This window comes from Acinetobacter sp. YH12086 (assembly GCF_013419345.1).
GTDB lineage: Bacteria > Pseudomonadota > Gammaproteobacteria > Pseudomonadales > Moraxellaceae > Acinetobacter > Acinetobacter amyesii.
Genome location: NZ_VPAF01000008.1, coordinates 80,299 through 101,665, shown reverse-complemented (window position 1 = coordinate 101,665; position 21,367 = coordinate 80,299). Strand labels below are relative to the sequence as shown.

General features: G+C 40.0%; 23 protein-coding genes and 1 other RNA gene. 10 read left to right on the top strand and 14 right to left on the bottom strand.

The genetic code is table 11. The features are described 5' to 3' along the window. Nucleotides 1–12 precede the first annotated feature (12 nt). From FTU29_RS10625 to FTU29_RS10615, 3 genes are read right to left on the bottom strand one after another with little or no spacing between them, the layout of a single operon-like run. The gene (locus tag FTU29_RS10625; protein ID WP_078192932.1) at nt 13–711 is read right to left on the bottom strand and encodes a BON domain-containing protein; all 699 of its coding nucleotides are present in this window, start codon (nt 709–711) and stop codon (nt 13–15) included. Nucleotides 712–771: 60 nt separating this feature from the next. Beyond that, the gene (locus FTU29_RS10620; RefSeq protein ID WP_180004220.1) at nt 772–1,179 is read right to left on the bottom strand and encodes a YraN family protein; all 408 of its coding nucleotides are present in this window, start codon (nt 1,177–1,179) and stop codon (nt 772–774) included. 46 nt (nt 1,180–1,225) lie between these two features. Next, on the bottom strand, nt 1,226–2,170 hold the full coding sequence (locus FTU29_RS10615) for a penicillin-binding protein activator (RefSeq protein ID WP_180048732.1): 945 nt from the start codon (nt 2,168–2,170) through the stop codon (nt 1,226–1,228). 10 nt (nt 2,171–2,180) lie between these two features. On the opposite strand from FTU29_RS10615, the gene rsmI reads away from it, so the two are divergent. Together rsmI and FTU29_RS10605 are read left to right on the top strand one after the other, a co-directional pair. Further along, nucleotides 2,181–3,023 carry a 16S rRNA (cytidine(1402)-2'-O)-methyltransferase gene (rsmI, locus tag FTU29_RS10610; protein WP_180021930.1) on the top strand — a complete coding sequence of 281 codons (843 nt, stop codon included), beginning with the start codon at nt 2,181–2,183 and terminating at the stop codon, nt 3,021–3,023. An 83-nt stretch (nt 3,024–3,106) separates the two neighbouring features. Further along, on the top strand, nt 3,107–3,571 hold the full coding sequence (locus tag FTU29_RS10605) for a hypothetical protein (RefSeq protein ID WP_257226920.1): 465 nt from the start codon (nt 3,107–3,109) through the stop codon (nt 3,569–3,571). Between the two features lie 113 nt (nt 3,572–3,684). Here the strand turns inward: FTU29_RS10605 and FTU29_RS10600 are convergent, their stop codons facing one another. The 3 genes from FTU29_RS10600 to ubiH form a co-directional block, all read right to left on the bottom strand. After that, on the bottom strand, nt 3,685–3,933 hold the full coding sequence (locus tag FTU29_RS10600) for a hypothetical protein (protein WP_078189169.1): 249 nt from the start codon (nt 3,931–3,933) through the stop codon (nt 3,685–3,687). Between the two features lie 174 nt (nt 3,934–4,107). After that, a complete protein-coding gene (locus FTU29_RS10595; RefSeq protein ID WP_180121760.1) occupies nt 4,108–5,352 on the bottom strand; it encodes an FAD-dependent monooxygenase in 1,245 nt (414 codons plus the stop codon). After that, nucleotides 5,349–6,557, bottom strand: a complete 1,209-nt coding sequence (gene ubiH, locus FTU29_RS10590; RefSeq protein ID WP_180121758.1) for a 2-octaprenyl-6-methoxyphenyl hydroxylase — start codon at nt 6,555–6,557, stop codon at nt 5,349–5,351. The genes FTU29_RS10595 and ubiH overlap by 4 nt, the downstream gene beginning before the upstream one ends. Nucleotides 6,558–7,101: 544 nt before the next feature. On the opposite strand from ubiH, the gene FTU29_RS10585 reads away from it, so the two are divergent. Continuing rightward, on the top strand, nt 7,102–7,239 hold the full coding sequence (locus FTU29_RS10585) for a hypothetical protein (RefSeq protein ID WP_180121756.1): 138 nt from the start codon (nt 7,102–7,104) through the stop codon (nt 7,237–7,239). Nucleotides 7,240–7,642: 403 nt separating this feature from the next. On the opposite strand, the gene FTU29_RS10580 is transcribed toward FTU29_RS10585, so the two are convergent. The 3 genes from FTU29_RS10580 to FTU29_RS10570 form a co-directional block, all read right to left on the bottom strand. Further along, complete coding sequence (locus FTU29_RS10580; RefSeq protein ID WP_180121754.1) at nt 7,643–8,818, bottom strand: tetratricopeptide repeat protein; 1,176 nt, start codon at nt 8,816–8,818, stop codon at nt 7,643–7,645. 189 nt (nt 8,819–9,007) lie between these two features. Then, nucleotides 9,008–10,342 (bottom strand): Xaa-Pro aminopeptidase, encoded by a 1,335-nt coding sequence (gene pepP, locus FTU29_RS10575; protein ID WP_180121752.1) that lies wholly within the window; start codon nt 10,340–10,342, stop codon nt 9,008–9,010. 131 nt (nt 10,343–10,473) lie between these two features. Next, nucleotides 10,474–11,091, bottom strand: a complete 618-nt coding sequence (locus FTU29_RS10570; RefSeq protein ID WP_180121750.1) for a UPF0149 family protein — start codon at nt 11,089–11,091, stop codon at nt 10,474–10,476. Nucleotides 11,092–11,155: 64 nt separating this feature from the next. Here FTU29_RS10570 and FTU29_RS10565 point away from each other — a divergent pair, with 64 nt between their 5' ends. The 3 genes from FTU29_RS10565 to ssrS all read left to right on the top strand — a co-directional run bounded on the left by FTU29_RS10565 (nt 11,156) and on the right by ssrS (nt 12,279). Continuing rightward, entirely contained in the window at nt 11,156–11,707 is a 552-nt protein-coding gene (locus tag FTU29_RS10565; protein ID WP_078192940.1) for a hypothetical protein, read from the top strand. A 2-nt stretch (nt 11,708–11,709) separates the two neighbouring features. After that, nucleotides 11,710–11,997 (top strand): cell division protein ZapA, encoded by a 288-nt coding sequence (locus FTU29_RS10560; RefSeq protein ID WP_180121748.1) that lies wholly within the window; start codon nt 11,710–11,712, stop codon nt 11,995–11,997. Nucleotides 11,998–12,096: 99 nt separating this feature from the next. Then, a non-coding RNA gene (gene ssrS / locus FTU29_RS10555) (6S RNA) lies at nt 12,097–12,279 on the top strand. Nucleotides 12,280–12,433: 154 nt separating this feature from the next. Here the strand turns inward: ssrS and FTU29_RS10550 are convergent. The 5 genes from FTU29_RS10550 to FTU29_RS10530 form a co-directional block, all read right to left on the bottom strand. After that, on the bottom strand, nt 12,434–12,898 hold the full coding sequence (locus FTU29_RS10550) for a hypothetical protein (protein WP_180121746.1): 465 nt from the start codon (nt 12,896–12,898) through the stop codon (nt 12,434–12,436). An 85-nt stretch (nt 12,899–12,983) separates the two neighbouring features. Continuing rightward, nucleotides 12,984–14,183, bottom strand: a complete 1,200-nt coding sequence (locus FTU29_RS10545) for a YncE family protein (RefSeq protein ID WP_257226923.1) — start codon at nt 14,181–14,183, stop codon at nt 12,984–12,986. A 260-nt stretch (nt 14,184–14,443) separates the two neighbouring features. Then, nucleotides 14,444–16,351, bottom strand: coding sequence for a type I secretion C-terminal target domain-containing protein (locus FTU29_RS10540; protein WP_180121742.1), 1,908 nt, complete (start codon nt 16,349–16,351; stop codon nt 14,444–14,446). After that, on the bottom strand, nt 16,348–16,698 hold the full coding sequence (locus tag FTU29_RS10535) for a cadherin-like domain-containing protein (protein ID WP_180121740.1): 351 nt from the start codon (nt 16,696–16,698) through the stop codon (nt 16,348–16,350). Before FTU29_RS10535 ends, FTU29_RS10540 begins: the two co-directional genes overlap by 4 nt. Continuing rightward, entirely contained in the window at nt 16,695–17,147 is a 453-nt protein-coding gene (locus FTU29_RS10530) for a hypothetical protein (protein WP_180121738.1), read from the bottom strand. Before FTU29_RS10530 ends, FTU29_RS10535 begins: the two co-directional genes overlap by 4 nt. Between FTU29_RS10530 and FTU29_RS10525 the strand changes: the two genes are divergently transcribed. The 4 genes from FTU29_RS10525 to lon all read left to right on the top strand — a co-directional run bounded on the left by FTU29_RS10525 (nt 17,128) and on the right by lon (nt 21,310). Then, a complete protein-coding gene (locus FTU29_RS10525) occupies nt 17,128–17,367 on the top strand; it encodes a hypothetical protein (RefSeq protein WP_180121737.1) in 240 nt (79 codons plus the stop codon). The two genes, FTU29_RS10530 and FTU29_RS10525, sit on opposite strands and share 20 nt — an antisense overlap. Before the next feature lie 117 nt (nt 17,368–17,484). Then, nucleotides 17,485–18,012: an OmpA family protein gene (locus FTU29_RS10520; RefSeq protein WP_218954881.1), complete on the top strand. Its 528-nt coding sequence runs from the start codon at nt 17,485–17,487 to the stop codon at nt 18,010–18,012. Nucleotides 18,013–18,148: 136 nt separating this feature from the next. After that, a complete protein-coding gene (locus FTU29_RS10515; protein WP_180121736.1) occupies nt 18,149–18,736 on the top strand; it encodes a 5-formyltetrahydrofolate cyclo-ligase in 588 nt (195 codons plus the stop codon). A 147-nt stretch (nt 18,737–18,883) separates the two neighbouring features. Then, a complete protein-coding gene (lon, locus tag FTU29_RS10510) occupies nt 18,884–21,310 on the top strand; it encodes an endopeptidase La (protein WP_180121735.1) in 2,427 nt (808 codons plus the stop codon). Nucleotides 21,311–21,367 lie beyond the last annotated feature (57 nt).

Sequence of the window (21,367 nt, the reverse complement as noted above, 5' to 3'; positions counted from 1 at the left end):
AATTCCAACAAGTTATTGAGCATTTGGATCGACAGCATCCGGATCTATCGCAACAGGCGTTTGTACTTCAGGTTGCACATTGCCTACAGCAGGTGTGGTGTAACTAGAGTTAATCGAACGTGCCTGTGGATTTGGGTTCTGATCAATATTATCGATTAAAGTGACAATTCGCGTTACATTACCCACTTGTTGCAAGATTTGATTTAAGTCTGTGATTTCCGCACTGTTTAAACGGCCCATCACATAAAGAACAGCATCTTCAGTATGAATGTGTACTTTGCTGTCAGATACCACAGGCGCTTTCATAATCAAACCACGGGTATTCGCAGTGACCGCAGTATCTTGCATGATGGTGCTATAGCTGATCTGATTACCCACTGTAATATAGTTATGTACAGTTTTGACATCACTCATTGAACGGACATTTTCTTCTGCCAATTCTTTTAAATGATTATCCGGCACTTGCCCAGTCAATAAGACATTGCCATGAAAACTTTCAATATTGACACGTGACTGTTTAAAACGAGTATCTAATTTATATAAATTAATTTTTGCTGTTCGAACAATGGAAGAGTCAATAAAAACTTGTCCCAATGAGCGTGCGCCGCTTTCAGTTCCTACAGGTGCTGATCCTGTTCCATTCGAAATAAAACTCGCACAGCCAGATAAACTTGCGACACAAAGCATCGTTATTGCAATACGCTTAACCACTCAGCACGACTCCTCAAATTTCCACACGTATTTTTCTATGCGTTTACACAGTTTGTTTTATCAAAGATTAATCAACTCTTGATCAAAAGTAAAAGCATTTTCAATCCATTGCTGATGATACGGGTATTTAGAAAAGTCTTGCTGTAGTGTTTTTGCAAAGTGTTGATAAAAATCAAAACAAATTGCATCAAAGCGACAATAATAATTTTGAAAATGTGACTGTTCATTTAAAAAATGCAACGCAGTCTTCATCATCTTACGTTGTTTGTGAATTGAGATACTTTCGATGGCTTGGGCATAGCGGGTATTCGAACGGGCTTTAACTTCGATAAACACCAATTCTTGACCACGTGCAACGATCAAATCAATTTCACCATAACGACTATGATAATTCTGTTGCACCTGTACATAGCCTTGCTGCTCAACCAAACGCAGCGCTTGCCGTTCTGCCCACTGCCCCAGATTCATCTGTCCCAAATTCATCTGCTCTAAGTTTAGCTGCATCGTTTCATCCCTAAAGTGAGATCGCCACGATGCCTTTTTTACTTCGCTCATAGCAGTGAGGAACACGCTGAATATTGTTTTGACTAATTTTGATTAGCCCTGTTCGCCCCTGAAACTCAATGCTTTTTAATTTCGGTTCTTGCAAATATTGTTTTGCGATATGCCATGTGTCTCCGCCAAAAGCTAAAAGACGTTGATATGGCATATCTACTGGGTTTTCCTCATAAGCTCGGATCAGGTCAGGCCAACGCGCATCATGTAAGGCAGGTGCATCACAAAATTTCAGCCCTACAGGAATGGGCTTTGTGGCTTCAATCGCATTGGCAACGGTATATAGTTTTGCTTTAGGTAGTTTTTTTTGACTGTTTAACCATTCATTATTGCCCAGCAACAGCACCCCTTGATTTTTGTCCAGCTTCGTTGGGAGCTGTTCAACCACTTGAATCGGCACTGAACTTTGGCTGATTAAGGACATGAGCAATAATTCATGTTCTGCCTCAGTTGCAGGCTGACGTAACACTATCACTTGCGCTAATTTGTCTTTTTCAAAAACTTTTTGGAGTGCTAAAGCATCATCCCGTTTCGATAAACTGTACTGCCAGACGTTTGGAATTTGGCTTGTCGTTTCATTTAAAGCCAACACGCGGACTTTAGGCTTTGCTTTTACAAGTGCTTCAACATCTTGACGTGCTAAAGGGCCAATCACCAATTGAGTTTTTTTATTTACCTGTTGCTTCAATATCGCAGCAATTTGCTTTTGATTTGAATCCACAAACTTAATGGGTACTTTGTAGTCTGACGATTGATATGCGCTATTGAAACCTTGCTTAATACTGGATGCGGCTCGCGCCATAGGGCCAGATTCAGGTAGAATGACCAAGACGTCTGCCTGTGCAGCAGTAAACAGACTGCTTAAAAGGCAAAGACCCAAAATTTTGTTCTTATTATCCAACATGGAGAAACCTATGAGTGCTCAGTTATTTGTTGTTGCAACTCCAATCGGGCACTTAGATGATATTAGTTATCGTGCAATTGAGGTATTGAAGTCGGTTAAAATTATTGCCGCCGAGGATACACGAACTTCCGCACAATTACTTAAACATTTTAGTATCAATACACCTTTAACCGCCTGCCACGACCATAACGAAAGCAACAAAATAGACCAGCTCATTGAACGCCTAGAAAAAGGTGAAAATATGGCGCTGATCAGTGATGCAGGCACGCCATTAATCAGTGACCCTGGCTTTAAACTGGTTCGTGCTGCACAAGAAAAAAATATTCGTGTCATTCCTGTGCCGGGTGCCTGTGCTGCCATTGCAGCTCTCAGTGCTGTCGGCCTACCCAGTGACCGTTTTAGTTTCGAAGGCTTTTTACCTTCTAAACAGTCACAACGTCTTTTAGCACTGGAAAAATTGAAAGACGAAACTCAAACCATGATTATTTATGAAGCGCCGCACCGTATTGTGGACTGCCTAAAAGATATGTCGAATGTCTTTGGTGCCGATCGTCCTGTGGGCTTTGCACGTGAAATTACCAAAACATTTGAAACCATTAAAAAAATGTCTTTGGGTGAATTGGTTCATTTTGTCGAATCTGATCACAATCAGCAAAAAGGCGAAATCGTTTTAGTGATTGGTGGTGCGACCGAAGAAAAAAACCTAGAGCAAGAAAAGTTAGACAAATTGTTGACCCGTTTACTTCAAGACTTGTCCGTTAAAGCTGCCTCTCAGTTGGCGGCAGATTTAACTGGGATTAAAAAGAAAGTAGCCTATCAACGTGCTTTAGAATTAACCCAAGCGAACGATTAAGCTTAATTTTTTTTATTTTTAATTTGAACCGCTTATGGGACCTACGGGTTCCATAAGCGATCCCATACAATAATTTAAATATAATGAAAAAAGTTGCTTATAACATGTCCATAAATCTGTCTGTCAAAAAACCGCTGGTGTTCATTCTCTTTAATCTGGTTTGGCTCACGGCCCTTGCACATATTATTTATACTGGCATTCAATCCTATCCGCACTATATTAGTGGCGAGCAAATGACGGCCGATCATAGCGCGATTACGATGGTCTGTGGATATTGTTCCCTCTATTTTATAGTCGGTAATTTACTGAAACTGAGCCAATTTTGGGGTAGGCATCGCTATTGGGCTTATGTCGTTTTGAGTGCGGTATTACTTTTTCAATCTTTTGTCGCTGCTGTGGCGGCCATGCATGCACCGCCGTATATTGCTGCATTTATTATTAATTGTATGTTTTTGCTTTTACTGCATTTTGTGTTTTATCCTATTTACGCGATCAGTCGTAAATATATAAAGCCAAAGACGGCTTGGAGCGACTTCACATCTTATTAACGACTTAACTTCTTGAGCAAACATGCTACAGAGTTAAAAAATGAATGACGTTCATCATCGCACAAGCGAATGAAGCAAAAAAAAACACCACATGACGTGGTGTTTTTTCACTTTTAATCTTTTGCCGATTCGTCTGGAGGGACTTCGGTAATACGACCACCACGCGCTAAGAACGCCGCAACTTCATCTTCAAGCGCCTGACGTTGTTTTAGTTTTGCAGTCACTGTTAATGTTTCAGCTTCAGAGGTGTCACCATCAGAGGCAGAATCAGCTGCGTCACCTGCACCTTTTTCAGCTGCTTGTGCTTCATCTTCATCAACTACTGAATCTTCTGGATCATCATAATCGTTCATATCAGTCATTGTGTTCTCCCCGCGAATGACTTCTGTTTGCCAGCGAATGGCTGGTTTTAAATTAACAGAAATTTAGCAATCTCTGAGCATTTCGACTAGTACCCACAATCAAAAAATCGTATCTTTTTTAATCAAAATCGTAACCTTGTTTATACGACTGTCTAAAAAATATCTGACTTTGACCTAAGCTGCGTAGATTGTATCTTTTAAAATACTCAGACCATTGGCTTGAGCCATAAACGCATCTTTTAGAACAGTCTGATTTTCCACTTGTTTTAAACCAAAGTTTCGCGCCCACACCACAGGTGAAAAAGTGGTGGTTTCTAACCAACCAATCGCGGACATACTATGCATCATGGCATCGTTTTGCCCTTTACGGCGGTGCTCATAGCGCTTCAAACTTTGTTCATGTGCCCACACACCTCGTTTTTTATCGGTCAAAAGCACATCGCAAAGCACCGCTGCATCTAAACAACCAATATTCACGCCTTGTCCTGCAAGCGGATGAATCACATGGGCCGCATCACCAATCAACGCCAGACCATCATGCACATATTGCTGCGCAGCTCGTGCCTTCAATGGAAATTTAGCACGCGGAGTTGCTTCTAAGACTTCACCGAGCATGTGATGACTTTCTCGAGTGAGCAACGCATTAAATTCAGCATCGGATAAAGCCACATATTCATCGGCGTAATCATCTGGTAAGGTCCACACAATGGATTGCCAATAACCGCTTTCCTCTTTTTTCAGACTCGCCATCGGCAAAAATGCCAAAGGCCCAGTTTCTAAGAAAATTTGACGCGCTACATGCTGATGCGGTTGGGCGGTTTTAATTGCACAGCTCACACCGGCTTGTTTATAGTCCAGCACATCTAGATCGATGAAAGCTTGCTCACGAACAAATGAGTTTGCACCATCTGCACCTATCACCAGTTTTGTTTTGAGCTGGGTACCATCTGCGAGGTGAATGATCCACACACCAACGCCGCGCTCAACTCGACTGACCTTAACCTGGGTTCGGTAGTCTTCGAGTTGTTCTAGCATTTTTTCTTGAATGGCTAAATTCAATACGCTTGGTTCAACCATTGAACCTAAAGCTTGCTCAACTGATGGTGTTTGCTCTGCAACATGACCAAAATTGATTTCTCCATAGCCATTTTTATTCCACACCTGCATGCCTGTATAAGGCTGTTGACGGGCAAGTTTTTCCCAAACGCCCACAGTCTTGAGTAAATGAATGGTGGCTTGACTGAGCGCCAAAACCCGAGGATTCGCAACACTTTTGGTTTTTTCTACATCCAAAATAGGTGCCGCATCCAATACCGTAGCCTGCACACCGCTTTGCGCCAACAGCAATGCCGTTAAGCCACCGACCAAGCCACCTCCGACAATCACGGCATCCAGTACATCTGTATGATTTAAACTCATGCTTTTAGCCCCATTGCATAATTCGCGACCAAAGGCTTGATCCCCGGAATGGTGTCAAAGGCAACTAATCCAGTATTGCGAATCAATTTTAAAAATGGATTCTGGTTACTAAAACCACGAACAACTGAATCACAGAATTTAATCACCCGCTGCTGATCGGTCAGGCGCGATTTTTCATAATCAAGCAACATAGCTGCATCACCCAGATCTGCATTTTTTTCAACTTGCTCTTTTAAATAACGGCGTAGTACATAGGCATCGCGCATACACAAGTTAAAGCCCTGACCTGCCACTGGATGAATGGTATGTGCTGCATTTCCCATGAGCACTACACGTCCAACTGCTTGTTTCTCTGCAAGTACTTGCGACAATGGGAAGCTGAAACGTTTACCAGTTTTTTGGAATTTACCGGCACGGTCACCATAGGTTTCTTGTAAAGCATCTAAGAAGTGCTGATCATTTTCATCACCCATCCACTCGCCTTCAGTTCCTTTGGGAACAGGCCAAACCACTGAGCGACGGTATTCACCTGGAAGTGGCAGCAGCGCTAGCGGACCAAGCGGACTAAAACGCTCGAAACCGACATGACCATGCGGTTTAGAGGTTTGTACTGTAGTGACAATCGCCACTTGGTCATAATCATGCACCGATGCGCCAATACCTAAGGCTTTACGGCAGAATGAATCACGGCCATCGGCGGCAATCACAATTTTAGATTGTAGTTTGAGCTGTTCTTCAGCACGCTTTGCTTCAATATAGGCATGGTCTGCATCCTGCGTCAGCGAAGTCACTTGTACGCCGTCAATTAATTCTATCAGCGGTTCTTTTTTGACTTCTGTGAGCAGCACACGGCCGAGCCATGCATTTTCAATAACTTGTCCAAAGCTTTCGACTTTTTCTTGTTCTGCTTTGAGTCTTGCCTTACCAAAACTGCCTTGCTCTGTAATATTCACTTCTAAAATAGGTGTGGCGTGTTCCTGCAAAGCATCCCAGAGGCCTAGTTCTTGATAAATTTGCACCGTACGGCGTGACAAGGCGCTGTTTCGTGCATCAAAACTCGAGTGATAAGGCTCAAGGTTTGCATCATCATAATTGGGGTATTTAATGGCTTCTAAAAGTTTTACGCCAATTTTGGCTTTGGCCAACATGAGTGCCAGACTTAAACCGACCATACCACCACCAACAATGATGACTTCTTGCTGCATGCTTGTTTCCTTTTTTATCAAGTATTCGAATTTAGGACATTCACTCGAAATACATATAATCTGTAATGAATTTTATCTTACATCAAGGGCATGATTTTTTATAATGAAATACAAATTAGTTGCAGATATTTGCACTGATTAAATACAAAATTAATCATCTCTTACCGTAAATATTGATCTTTAAAAAAGAGAAAATCACAATAAAAATGGCTGAGTCCATCAGTATGAGCCATCATTTGCGTAAATCAGCGTCATTTGAACATGTCATATTTTGATGCATTCAAAAGGACGATATCAAGCTAACTACCTGATGATCAGCCTTTAGCCATTGCTCAATTAGTTGAATAAGTGATTGCAGCTGCAAAACCCAATTATGTTACACCATTCGGTTTAATGAGCTTTTCATTACACAACATTTTCTGGATATATTCCGCAGCAGAATATCCAGAATATGTAATTTTTGTTGTGTTATTGGCGCCTTATCCTAAAGTTGATGCACGTACCAAGCTTTAATTTGAGTTAGGTACAGAGCAACTCTAAAGCGATGTCGAGCACTATTATTCAAACAGGTTTTAGCGCCAACTTTACCTTGGCATGGTGTGAAAATACTATGGCGCAAACCTTAGAAAATACGCTGCAAACCAATAATTTAGAAAGATTTACCCACCAAGCTGAGTTGTAGATTCATACCGATATGACTGAGCCAGCGAAAAAAAAATCAACAAACAAACATTAGTAAATGGCTGTAATTATGATTATATGCCCCCGAGTGTATTAGTCAAATATGCTATAGATCTGATTTCACATGCTGAATATGCTGAACTGGCAACCGGACATTTGGCCGTATATGAAAAACCGGAAGAGTTTTTAAAATTAGCGACTGATTTTTTACAAAAATCTTAATGTTTGAATGAAGTTAAAAAGCCGATCTAATGATCGGTTTTTTATATTTATTTAATATTTTCCATGATTTGGTCAAAATATTGCGCTCATGCATTCAATTTTTTTTCATAGCTATAGATAAAGATATAGAACACAAAAGACAGAAATGATCTCCTTAATACGGAATAATTTAAATGAATGGCTTAAGCATTAAAATGCTGGATTAATTTCTGCAATCGAATTTCTGCATCTTGATTAAAAGCATTCGCCGCTTGGTGATACCAGCGTTTCGCCATCTTTAAATCTTGAGCTGCGCCATTGCCTAGCTCATACATTAAGCCAATTTTATAGGGAGCAATTGCACAGCCTTGTTTTGCCGATTGCTTGTACAAGTTCATAGCTAGATTATAATCTTGATCAAGAATTTCGCCCTTTTCATATATTTCAGCAAGAGCCGTTCTTGCGTTTATATTTCCCTTTTCCACTGACTGATTCAGCAGAGCTAAAGCGATATGAACCTCTGTTTTACATGGTTTTCTGAACAACAGCACCGCTAACTTCAGCATCGCTGCATCATCCCCCTGATCAGCCGCTTTTTGATACCATCCTTGTGCTGTTAAATCATTTTTCTCGACGCCGCATCCCGTTTCATACATTTGACCCAATTTAATTTGAGCTGCAATATCCCCTCTTGAGGCTAAACTCAAATAATCATCATAAGTACGCTGATTGTTATACTTAAACTTTATTTTCTTTACTGGATTATAATCACTATCAAAGATTTCAAAACCGACATAGTTTTTAAAGAGTTCAATCAATAACAGCCGAACCAATTGAGTATGATAAATTAAATGATCCTTTTCGCTAAAATAATAATACTGATAATAGCTTTCCAAATCTTCATTGATTTCTTCTTTTAAACTGTTTAAATGAGTCGTCCATTTTTTTTGAACTTTGCCATTTTCAACATATTCGTATAAATACCTTGTTGAAAAGTTTAACCATTCCTTTTCAAAATCTTGTCTTTCTCCATCCATGTAAAGTTCATCTTCTTCCGCTTGAATGACACATCTGATTTCTGCACCCTCTTTATAAAGCGCATAGCTATAGCTTGAATTTGTGTCTGCAAAATCAAAGAAGATCATCCATTTCATCGGCAACTGACTGCTCAGCAAACTGCTCCATTTTTCAGGTTCAGTAAAAGCAAAATGTGCTAATCCGGCACTATTGATACAAACAATATGATCCGTCAGCCACTCTATATCTAATGCAGATTTTGAGTTTTCTTCAAAATAAACCAGCCAATCATTTACCAGTCTTTCAATATCCTGTTGATTGCCATTAAAGGGAATAACCACTCCAGCTTTTCTAACACCCATAATTATGATTAAAATAAAAAATTTATACGATTAATTTAAAAAGACTTATATCTAATTTTTGTAAAAAATTAACATCATAAAATCAACTCCATTGTTAATTACACTTGTCTATATAACTAGTATTTATAAGACTGCTTGTAGATAAAAAAAGCCGATCATCTGACCGGCTTTTTTAATTACTATATTAACTTAAGCGGCTTTCGCTTTCGCCATCAGCGCTTCAATGTCTTCTACAGATTTCACCACTGCAGCTGTTAAAACACGTGGACCTGCTTTAGTTACAGCCACATCATCTTCAATACGAATACCGATACCACGCCATTTCGCATCAACGCTTTCATCATCAGGCGCAATATAAAGACCAGGCTCAACAGTCACAACCATACCTTCCTCATAGGCACGCCATTCACCCTCTTGTTTGTATGAACCGACGTCATGCACATCCATACCAAGCCAATGACCCGTACCATGCATATAGAATTGGCGGTAACTTTCTTTTGCGATGATTTCGTCAATATCTCCTTGCATAATGCCAAGATCCAATAAACCTTGAACTAAAATACGCACTGCAACGTTATGTGGTTCTTTATAAGAGTTGCCGATACGCACCGCATCAATCGCCGCAATTTGCGCATCGAGTACGATATTATAAAGTGCTTTTTGTTCAGGGCTGAATTTACCGTTGACTGGGAAAGTACGGGTAATGTCTGAGGCATACAGCTGATATTCACATGCTGCATCAATCAGTACCAAATCACCATCTTTGAGTTCTTTGTCATTTTTCACATAGTGCAAAATACAGCCATTTTCACCGCCGCCGACAATGCTGTTATAGGAAGGCACACAGCCATTTTTACCAAAGACATAATTCAGTTCTGCTTCTAGTGCATATTCCATCATGCCTGGTTTAACCGTTTGCATGGCACGAGTATGCGCTTCTGCTGAAATATCCGAAGCAATCTGCATCAATTCAAGTTCATCATTAGACTTATGCAAACGCATTTCATCAATGATGCGATCTAGTTGAATGACTTGAGCAGGCGCACTTGCACCCTTACGTGATTCACCACTTGCAGCCGAAATCCACTGCGCCACACGAGCATCAAAATCTGGTTGCTGCCCAATACGGTAGAACAATTTATCTTTATTTTGTAATTTTTCTAAAATTTCTTCATCAAGCAAATCAATTGCATAAGCTTCATCGGCTTCATAATCATCTACTGCCCCATCTACACCCGCACGGTAACCATTCCAAATTTCCATTTCACGGTCACGTTCACGGCAGAACAAACTATAGCTATAACCTTCTTCTTCGCTATCAAAGGTTTCAATCACTGCAACCGCTTCAGGTTCAGCAAAACCTGTTAAATAAAAGAAACTACTATCAGCTCGAAATTTATAATCTGCGTCGCGATTACGCATGGCTTCTTTGCTCGTGGCAATAATTGCAATACTACGTAGTCCCATTTCACCCGCAAGGATGTCTCGACGTTCTTGAAAATCCGCTTGAGTTAATTTCTTCATTTAAATACTTCTTATACCTGCTGGCTGATATTGTTTAAATTTTGATTCAATGGAATATGAATCTCTCAATCTATGTGAGGAATGTATAAAAACACGTAATACCTCACATAGATATAAGCAAAATTAATGCCTTAGCTTGGACGATGTGGGGTAAACATTTCAACCACATTACCCACTTGAGCCGATGATTTTTTAGCGCTCAGTTGTAGCAACGGTGTTTCTGAAACATCAACTTTGGTACGTCCCATAGACAGGCTCACTGGGATTAAACGAACAAATTCGTATAATTCCTGATAGCTTTCTTCACCTTCTTCATCATCATCTGAATCTTCAAATTCTACTGAAGCGACATCCTGTAAATGCTCAATCAATTCTTGTTCATTGGTGCGCAGATGACCTGCCGCCAAACCAAAACCAAGAACCACACCTGCACACCAATCTGCCAAGGCTTGCACACGCTCACCTAGCAAGTGATCATCATCTGGTAATAAAGGAAGATAGTCGAGTTCATCATCTGAAAGTGAATGAGCTACATCTTCTGCTTCTTCAGTCAACAATGCCACCGCATCTTCGTCTAATTCAGCTACATCAAGCGTTGCTAAAATTTGTTGCCACTCTTCACGACTCGGGGGTTGGGACACACAAACTATACCAGTGAGTAGACCGTGTAACTCACTTGGGCTTGAAATTTCTTCAATTTTAGAAAAATTCTGGGACCAATCTGACCAACCTGAAATATCGTCTTGCATTCGCTTATCCAATCTCTATACTTCGTATATATTACCTTTGTTTGCAAGACTGTGCGACTACGTTATGTTAGAAGAATTACAGCGTCTCCAAGCGCATATTAGCGTTTTAAAAAAGCGACTGGCGCAATTTGAAAGCGAAAATAATGCCCTACAAGATGAGAAAAACTCGTCTGATGAGCACCATCATGCTCAAATTGTACATAAGAACGGTATTATCACCTCCAAACAAGAAGAAATTGATACGCTGAATGAGCAATTAACTGATTCACGTGCTCAACTTCAACAGCTGAATACTGATGCAACTGCTTTGGCTGACCGATATAGCCGTCTTGAAAAAAGCTGTACTGATCTAAAAAATCGTTTTCAAGAAATTTTGGCAGAACGTAATGAGCTACGTATCGTTAAAGAAAAGATGCAAAATGAACAGCGTCATGCTCAACAAGAAATTCAAGGTTTGCAGCAAGAACGTGAACGTTTATTGCAAAAAAATGAACATGCCAAAGCAAAAGTTGAAGCGATTATTCAACGTTTAGCTATTTTAGGTACAGCTCAAGATCAACATGCGCAAGAAATTCAACAATTGGCACATCCGACTGAAAGTAATGAGGAAGTTTGATCATGAGTGAACAAATTGCAGTTGATTTAAAAGTTCTAGGTCATAGTTTCCGTTTAGCAACTACTTCTGACCAACAAGCCGATTTAGAACGCGCAGCACAATTACTGAATGTCAAATACGATGAATTTCGTCGTAAAGCACCACGTATGGAACCGAGTAAGCTGATCATTATGGTTGCACTTGAATTAATGCAAGAAGTCCTGTCAATGAATAAGAGTTTGCAAGAATATGCAAACTGCGAACTTTTGTTGCAAAATATTTTGGAACAAGTTGAAGAATTGACTGATTAATCGGTGGTTTAGTGATTATACTTTGCCCGATTGCTTCATTTTAAACACTTTGTCAGTGTTTGGTGATTTGCCAATAACGCTGAATTCGTTATACTGAGCACATCTCTGAGGTGTTCGCCAGCTAGGTCTAATCCCCTGCCGATACTTAAACTTATGGATGTGTTCTGTATATTCTGAGCGTATGCCCTCCTCGAGTGGGAAACCCAGCGAGTGTACGTCGCGTCCACCTTGAACTCATCGGGTTCAGGGTCACGACATTTGCAGCGGCATCTTCGGAGTGTTTATTTTCCAAATCCTGATTTAAATTACAAGCATTTGATTTAAAAAACATTTTTTAATTTACTATTCTATTTCCGCGCCACTCTACTTTTGTTCTCCCCCCTTAATTATTTCATTTAAGTTTGGTTAGTTTAAAAGTTTATTTATTCAAGTTAATTCATTTTTTGAGTTGTTCCAGTTTAGCTAGCTGTCTATCCAAAGCTCTGTCCATTTCAGGAAGAATTTGTCGTAAATATTGAATTGATGAAATGGCTTCATCCAATTTCACGACGCCTTTTTTAACCAAGTTATATTGTTGCTCGAGTAGAGCGAGTACTTGATTTTGATTCGGCTGCTGTCCCTGACTCATCAGCGTGTTTATTTGCTGAAATTGTTGATATACCTGTTCACGTTGCTGTAATAGCTCAGAGTGCGTTTCACTGTCGAGTATTGATTGTTTGGAATTAAAACTTGAATGCTGCAATACATTTTCTATAGTTCGCTCTGAACGTATTTCAGACACTTTTTGTTGATCTAACGGTAGCTGTTCATGAACCTCCTGCTGCTTTGGTTTTAATAACTGAATCATCAACAATAAAATCAAGCCAACCACTAACCCGATACCAATCCATTTCTTATACATGATTCAATCTCTAAATGCTCTTCAATTAAAAAATTCAGAGCCGATTTGACTCTGATTTTTCCATTTTCTTTTGATTTAAACTGTTTTACTGACTGCCCCATCCTGCTGGTGCATAACCTAAACGAACACGCTGTGGGTGATTGCCAACTGGAACTGTGATGACTTTTTCACCTGTTGCAAAATCAATCACGGTTACTGCATCTGTGGCACTTTCAGAAATGACACAGCGTTTACCATCTGGGCTTTGCGTTGCCCAATAAGGTTTGCCCGCAGCAATCAGTTTCACCGCGGTCAAAGTTTTACGATCGACGATGGTGGCATAATCATCCATCGTTCCTGCAACACATAGTTTTTCACCATCTCCACTGATTGAAAGCCCATGATGACGTGAGTCATTTACCCATTTCGTGCGATCTGAGGGAATAGTTGTACTTCCCGGAAGCTGTGCAATGCGCGTGACTTTGTCTTGATTGAGATCATATTCGACCAAACCATTAAAAAATGAGACCTGAGCATAGATTTTGGATTCATCTTTACTAAATACAATCGGTCGAACTGAGTTAGACAGGTCTTTACGTCCTACAGCATCTAAAGCAGGTCTAAAATCGATTTTTTTGAGGACTTTATAGCTTTGAGCATCTGCGATCGTGATGTAGCGTTTGCCTTTGGTAAAGTCTTGCCAAGATGCATCCATGGCTGTTTCGACATTACCAATGGCTGAATTTAAGATTTTAGTACCGTTGGCAAAATAGATATTTTCATGTGGTTTATCGCCCGTCGCAAAACGTCCTAGTTCTTTGCCCGTGTTGATATCAATTATATGTACAACATTCCCTGAAGATGCTGAAACAGCAACTTGTTGCCTATCGGGTGAAACTGCCATATGGTCTGCTCGGAAACCTTCAACGGGTGTGCGCCAATTGATTTTTCCTGTTGCTATGTTAATCGAGACTACATCTGCATAACTTGGGCGTGATGCAACTACCGATTTGCCATCTGGTGTGGAATACATGTCATCGACCAATTGATCATTTCCCTCTCCTGCTGTATTACGAATATAGCTATAGGCGATCAATTTTACTGGGTTAAGGTAAATTTCAGTGAGCCGTTCTTTTTTGTCGGGCACCATATTGATGACACCAACTTTCTGATAGTTTTTTGCAGGATTGATGACTGTAACCGTACCATCCCAGTTATTGCCGACAAAAAAGACTTGCTGGCTATTGGGTGGAACGGGTGCAGTGGTTGTCGCTGCGAAAGTAAGTGGCGACACCGCAACCGTCATACAAAGAAGTGTCCTGATCCAGAGATTCTTTTTCATTTTTATTGTCCATTAATTTGTTTTTATGCATACCTTTTGAGCTACGTCATCAGATAAGTGTCGCTTTTTAAGCACAAATAAAGCTTATTAAATATACAATTGTAGATATAGCATTTTTATTTTAATTCCGATGAGTTGTTGATTAAAACCAAGTCTTCAATCTGCATTTACTTTTTGGAAAGCAAAAAAAGCACCCGAAGGTGCTTTTTTAGTTCATCAAATTATTAGTAAATAATTTGATTATTGTTGATTAGGTCATCTAGTTCGACTTTGCTCGTTTGATTGAGCAAGACTACAAGATCTTGTGATTCATATTCCGTACCTGATGTGCCATCACGGTCAATTGAAATCACAGCTGAATCAGTTTCTTCGTCATATGCTACTGTTACAAACTCTGCGAGATTCGCTTCAGTTGCATCGTCAGAAAGTAATGAAGATATATCGATTTGGTCAGTTGTAGAAAAATCATTTACGGTTGTTAATGCATTTCCACCCAAATTATCGTCTGCAAGAAGGTCAAAAACAATATCATCACCAATAAGTAAACTTTCACTTTCTAATGAGAACATCGCAAACGATGCTGTCGCAGTCACTGTTTCCTGAATAGGAAGCACATTGTTACTGTTTCCTAACTCTGTTTCGAGCTGAGTTGTAAGTACATTTACATCTTGAATTGAGGTTTCAGGGACTGTAACTTTCACGACAAAATCTTCAACTTGACTACTTGAAGTGCCTTGATAAGTATAATACCCATCTGAATCTTTGCTTACTGATATACCATTTACCGAAACTTTGGCATCAACTAAAGCATCAAGAGCAGCAGATTTAAATTTCACACCATTTACATTCACATTTGCCTCTGCATCATTTAAAACTTCTGCATGTAAAGTAAATTGTAAAACTTTCTCTAGAGCGCCTGCTTCCGGAGCTATTACACCAAGTTGATCCTGTCCATTTTGATTTTTCTCACCTGTCTTAGCAATTTGAGTTCCATCCGCAAATAGCACACCTTCCAACATATTAATTTGGAAACCACTTACATTTTGGACACCCGTAATACTCAAGTTAAAACCATCAATATAGTTGGTTGTATCAGAGTTGTTTAAAATCATTGAATTGACAGGATATTTTTCACCTGAATACGCTTCATCAAATACAATCCAGTCACTCGGAGTACCTTTTTGACCTCCAAAGTCTTTAGGGAAACTATTTGAGAAATTAAGCCCAAGCTCATTCTGAGTCAGAACTTTGTTAATTTTCTCCCAATTGATAATAATAATTTCAGAAACGTTAATTTCACTTTTCAAATTAGTAAAGATTCTTAGCGCATTGTTAATTTTATTGAAATCATTACCATACTGTGGATCATTGATAATAGCTTGCATCTGTGCAGCAATATCTACAATTTTCGCACCCGCAACAAGATCATCAGAAACATAATTACCTTGTGCATCTTTATAAATCGTACCTAGGTTTGGAACGTTAATCACTGAACTTGACGCACCACCACCAGTTCCACCTGATGTTGACCCTGATACCGAAATTTCACTTGTTAATGTTGCTTTTAACTCAATGAGTTCAGCATTGCCAGTTACAGGAGTTGTAACTTTACCATCAGTAACTTGAAGACTTATCGAAGGCAATACAGCACCTGAATTTAGCTGATCCGCACCTTTCTGAGTTAAAGTTACAGATTGATCAGCCACTGATAATTGATAGAAACCGTCGGCACTAACTGTCGAGCCATTCGCAAATGTCACAGTCAGACTATCATTATCTGCATCCGATGCAGCATAAGCAGCAATTTTTTGACCGGCAACAGCTACACCAACAGTGACTACTTCTGGTTCAATTTCAGGTGCAGCGTTTGTTACAGAAGCAGGATACAAAATTACACCGAACTCTAGTTCTGAACTTGCAGTTGAACCATTCGATTTTTCAGTTGCAATAGATTCAAGCTTCACATTCAACTTCAAAGAATTACCTGTAACAACCAAACTTGGTGGTGCAATCGCCACTAAGCTTGAACCTTCGATACTCATGCCATCAGCGACAAAACTTAAATTGCCATTTGTATCCGCAGTTCCAAGCAATACTCGAGTTCCGTCCTCTGTAATAGCGTAAATTTTCATACCTTAATATCAGCATAAGATAGTGTTTGACCCGCGATGATTGGTGTTTTATTCCCAGCAGCATCTACGATTGTCAATACACCGTCTTTTGGCAGATTTGTTACCGTAATAACAAGCTGATCATTTGCTGTATTTGCATCTGAAATACCAAAATGCGCCCATGTTAATGTCACACTTTGATCATCTGTCGTAACCACTTGGGTTGTTTCAACTTCAGGAGCGATATTGTCCACTGGGACAGTTTTATCTACTTCCTCACCCGGATTACCTGATTTATCTTCATAGCTTTCTGTTGGGACAGTTACTGTAATGTCACCATCAACACCCGGAGGTACTTCACCAGTCACACATATGAGCCATCTGGTTGTTCCACTGGCGGCGTAAATGGTACTTCGATTGGACCATTTGGACCTTCAACAATGATTTTATCTTCTGTAATTGTCGATGGATCAACATCATCAGAATAAGTCACAGTGATCTTACCATCTGGTGTAATCGTCACTTCTGCTACAAGCGGAACCATATTGATGTTTTCGTTGCCTGTACCTGGTAGACCCAGGTTACCCGAAGTGTCTTCATATGAACCTTCTGGTACATTAACCGTAACTTTGCCTTCAACGTCCTCTGGCACTTTACCCGTTACCGTAATTGAACCGTCTGGTTGAGTCTCAGGTGTACCAAACTCAACCACGATGTCTTTGCCATTTGGATCTTTAACCATAATTTGGTCAGGCGTAATTGTGGATGGATCGGTGTCATCAGGGTAAGTCTGTACGATGTCACCATTCGGTGTCACAGTCACTTCAACTTGTGGACGCTCAGTTGTCGCATGTTCAACTTTTCCTGGCGTAAATAAGTATGCAAAACCAGATAATTTGTTGTTTCAAAACAATACTATTGATGCATACAAAATACATGTTCAACGTGATGAAAAATTATGCGCAGATGATCAAGCTAAGAACCAAAAATGTGCAACTAAACTCTATATAGATGAATTTAAAGCGGGTGATTTTTAAATTAATAATTCTGCTGATTTTTATTTAAAAGAAGGCGAATACCAATTTAAGGTGAAAAATTGTACAACTCATTGTGAAAATTATTCAGTTAGCTATTGTGTAAACGAAAAGTCAATTTTGAATAACTTACTACTTACGGTTGATAATAACGGCAAGCCTATTATATTAAATAATGATGGCACTATAATTAATAACTGCCCAATTAGAGATAATACTCTAAAAAATGTGACAAACCCGATTGAACCGAGTTTAGATAATATAAATTTAGCTGCTGATTCTTTATTTAAATTTAATGGTGGGAAATTAACCGATTTACTTCCTGCTGGTAAATCAAGCTTGAATGAACTAGCAACTAAACTAAATAATCAATATGCACGTATTGATATGATTAAGCTCACCGGCCATACCGACCGTTTAGGCAGTGAACAATATAATCAGCAACTTGCATTACAACGTGCACAGACTGTCAAAAATTACTTAATGAACCAAGGGATTGCTGCTGACAAATTAAGTTTCGCTTCAGCAGGTGAAACTCAGCCTGTAACCAATGGTTGTTTTGATGTGCAAGATCGAAATGCCTTAAAAGCTTGCTTACAAGCAGACCGCCGTGTTGATGTGCAAATTCTTGGTATAAAAAAACCTTAAATAAGTATGCGTTCCTTAAGCTAACTAGTGTTTAAGGAACGCTTTATATAAAAAAGATAAAACCTATTTTTTCGGACTTTTAAGCTTGAACGCGTTAAGATGCCTTTGAGAATTTTGTGCTAATTTGAAATGAATCATGACTTTGAGCACCACCAGCCTTCGTAAACAACTCCGCAAGCAGCGTCGTAGCCTAAACCTATGGACCCAACGACAAGCTGAACAACAAGTCCTACAGCGTTTAGTCAGACTCAGTCATTTTCAGAGCAGTCAGCATATAGGCGTGTATTTACATGCATTCGGTGAAATTCACACTCAAAAGATCATCCACTACTGTTTTGCACATCAAAAACACGTGTATTTACCCATGATTTGCAACATGAATCAGCAACTGGTTTGGGTTGAAATCTCACGTCATCAATATATTAGTAAACGTTTTTCTCATCACCCGCTCGGTATGAAAGAACCGATGGCAAGCCGCGGGAAGCATGTTTCTCACCTTGACCTTTTAATCATGCCCTTACTGGCTTGCGATAAGTACGGCACACGTATTGGTATGGGGGGTGGCTTCTACGATAAAACATTAGCGACTGCCCACTCTACACCCTACCGTTTAGGACTTGGTCATGATTTTCAACTCATTCAAGACTCCTTGGTCCGAGAGGCATGGGATCAACCGCTAGATGGCTTTATTAGCCCATCTCAAACTTTAAGTTTCAAACGTTAATTTGGTATTCTTGACACTGAGTTACACTTAAAAATCACATATTTAGTCATTTTTTATACATTTTAATTGGCATGCCCCTTGTAATTTAAAAAATACACATCACTATAAAAAACATGGCAACACCGTTGTCACTCATTAGGAGTGCCCATGTCTGAGATTATTATGAATGAAGAAAGCTTGGAAACTACAATTCCGAGCGTATTACCGCTCTTAGCGCTACGAGATGTGGTTGTATATCCTCACATGCAAATTGCACTGTTTGTGGGTCGTGAAAAGTCGATCAATGCAGTCAATGTCGCACGTGACAGTGACAATCTTGTATTCGTAGTTGCACAAAAAGATTCGCTAACAGAAGAAATTGATCACGACAATTTATATCAATACGGTACTGTCGCGAAGATTGTGCAAGTTGTGAATCATGAGAATGATGAAAACTGTATAAAAGTACTGATTGAAGGCTTATATCGTGCCAAGTTAGAAAAAATTATCGATACCGATGATTACCTGACTGCCGAGCATTCATTAAGCCCAATGACGGTTTCTGTAGACTCAGAAATTCAGAATAACCGTGTGGAAGAATTACGCACCTTATTTGCTCAATATGCAGAAGCAAAATTGCGTAACGCACGTGAATTGATTGCAGCAGCCAATAAAATTGATGATTTGCTACAATTATTATTCTTCGTAGCAACACGCGTGCCTTTGAATATTGATGTAAAACAAAAATTCTTAGAGCATGATGAATTTGAAGCACATTTAGCTGAGCTCATGACGTATTTATTACAACAGTCAGAAGAACAGCAAATTGAGCAAACCTTACATGATTCTGTAAAACGCCAAATGGAAAAGAATCAGCGTGAATACTTCTTAAATGAAAAAATGAAGGTCATTCAACGCGAACTTTCTGACATGAATGGCGGTGGTGAGGATGACGTTGCAGAAATTGAAAAACGTCTAGCTGAAGCCGATTTACCTGAACATGTACGCAAGAAAGCTGAAAATGAGTTCCGTAAGCTAAAAGCAATGCAACCTGCTTCGAGCGAAGCTGCTGTCGTGCGTAACTATCTAGAAGTTATTTTAGATACGCCTTGGAACAAAGCCAGCAAAGTCAGCATTAACCTTGCGAAAGCTCAAGATATTCTTGATGCCGATCACTATGGTTTAGACGACGTGAAAGACCGCATCGTGGAATACCTTGCTGTTCAATCACGTGTGAAAAAGCTTCGTGGCCCAATCCTGTGCTTAGTTGGTCCTCCAGGTGTAGGTAAAACTTCACTCGGTGAATCTGTTGCCAAAGCAACTGGCCGTGAATTTGTCCGTATGGCGCTTGGCGGCGTGCGTGATGAAGCTGAAATCCGTGGTCACCGTCGTACTTATATTGGTGCGATGCCAGGTAAAATTGTGCAGTCTTTGACAAAAGTTGGCGTAAAGAACCCACTGTTCTTACTCGATGAAATTGACAAAATGGCGCAAGACTACCGTGGCGACCCTGCTTCAGCATTGCTTGAAGTCCTAGATCCATCACAAAACAGCAAGTTCAATGATCACTACTTAGATCTTGATCTAGACCTTTCTGAAGTGATGTTCATCTGTACTGCAAACAGCATGAATATTCCAGAAGCTTTGCTTGACCGTATGGAAGTGATTCGTCTACCGGGTTACACCGAAGATGAAAAAGTAAATATTGCTGAACGTTACCTTGTTCCAAAAGCCATCAAGAACAATGGTCTACGTGCAAAAGAATTAACCGTTCACGAAGAAGCCATCCGCGATATCGTACAACGTTATACACGTGAAGCCGGTGTCCGTAGCTTAGAACGTGAAGTATCGAAAATTGCACGTAAAGTGGTAAAAGAAGCAGTGAGCAAGAAAGCGAAAAATCTTCAAATTGAAGTGAATTCGAAAAATCTTCCTGACTACTTAGGTCCACACAAATTCGACTTCGGTATGGCCGAAGAAGAAGCTGAAGTGGGTCGTGTAAATGGCTTGGCATGGACATCTGTTGGTGGTGAACTACTGACGATTGAAGTTGCAGCAGTAAAAGGTAAAGGCAAGTTCATTACCACCGGTTCTCTTGGCGATGTCATGAAAGAGTCGATCACCGCAGCGATGACTGTTGTACGTACTCGTGCTGATGAACTGGGTATTGAAGCGATTCGCTTTGAAGAAACTGATGTACACGTGCATTTACCAGAAGGTGCAACACCAAAAGATGGTCCATCTGCTGGTTTGGCCCTAACTACCGCACTTGTTTCAGCGTTTACAGGCATTGCGATTCGTCCAGATATTGCGATGACCGGTGAAACCAGTCTTGGTGGCCGCGCAATGCGCATTGGTGGTTTAAAAGAGAAACTTCTCGCTGCTCACCGTGGTGGCATCAAGCTTGTCTTTATCCCACAAGATAACGTTCGTGACTTGACTGAGATTCCAGACAATGTCAAAGAAGGTCTAGAAATTAAACCTGTGAAATCGATTGATGAGATTTTACCTCTAGCCTTGGTTGATATGCCTAAACCTCTTGCAAAGACACCGATTGTAAAAGCAACTGAAGGTGGCAAAGCTGCTCGTCACTAAGCGCTAGCAACTCGCAATAAATGAAAAAAAGCCCTGTTTCGACAGGGCTTTTTTTCA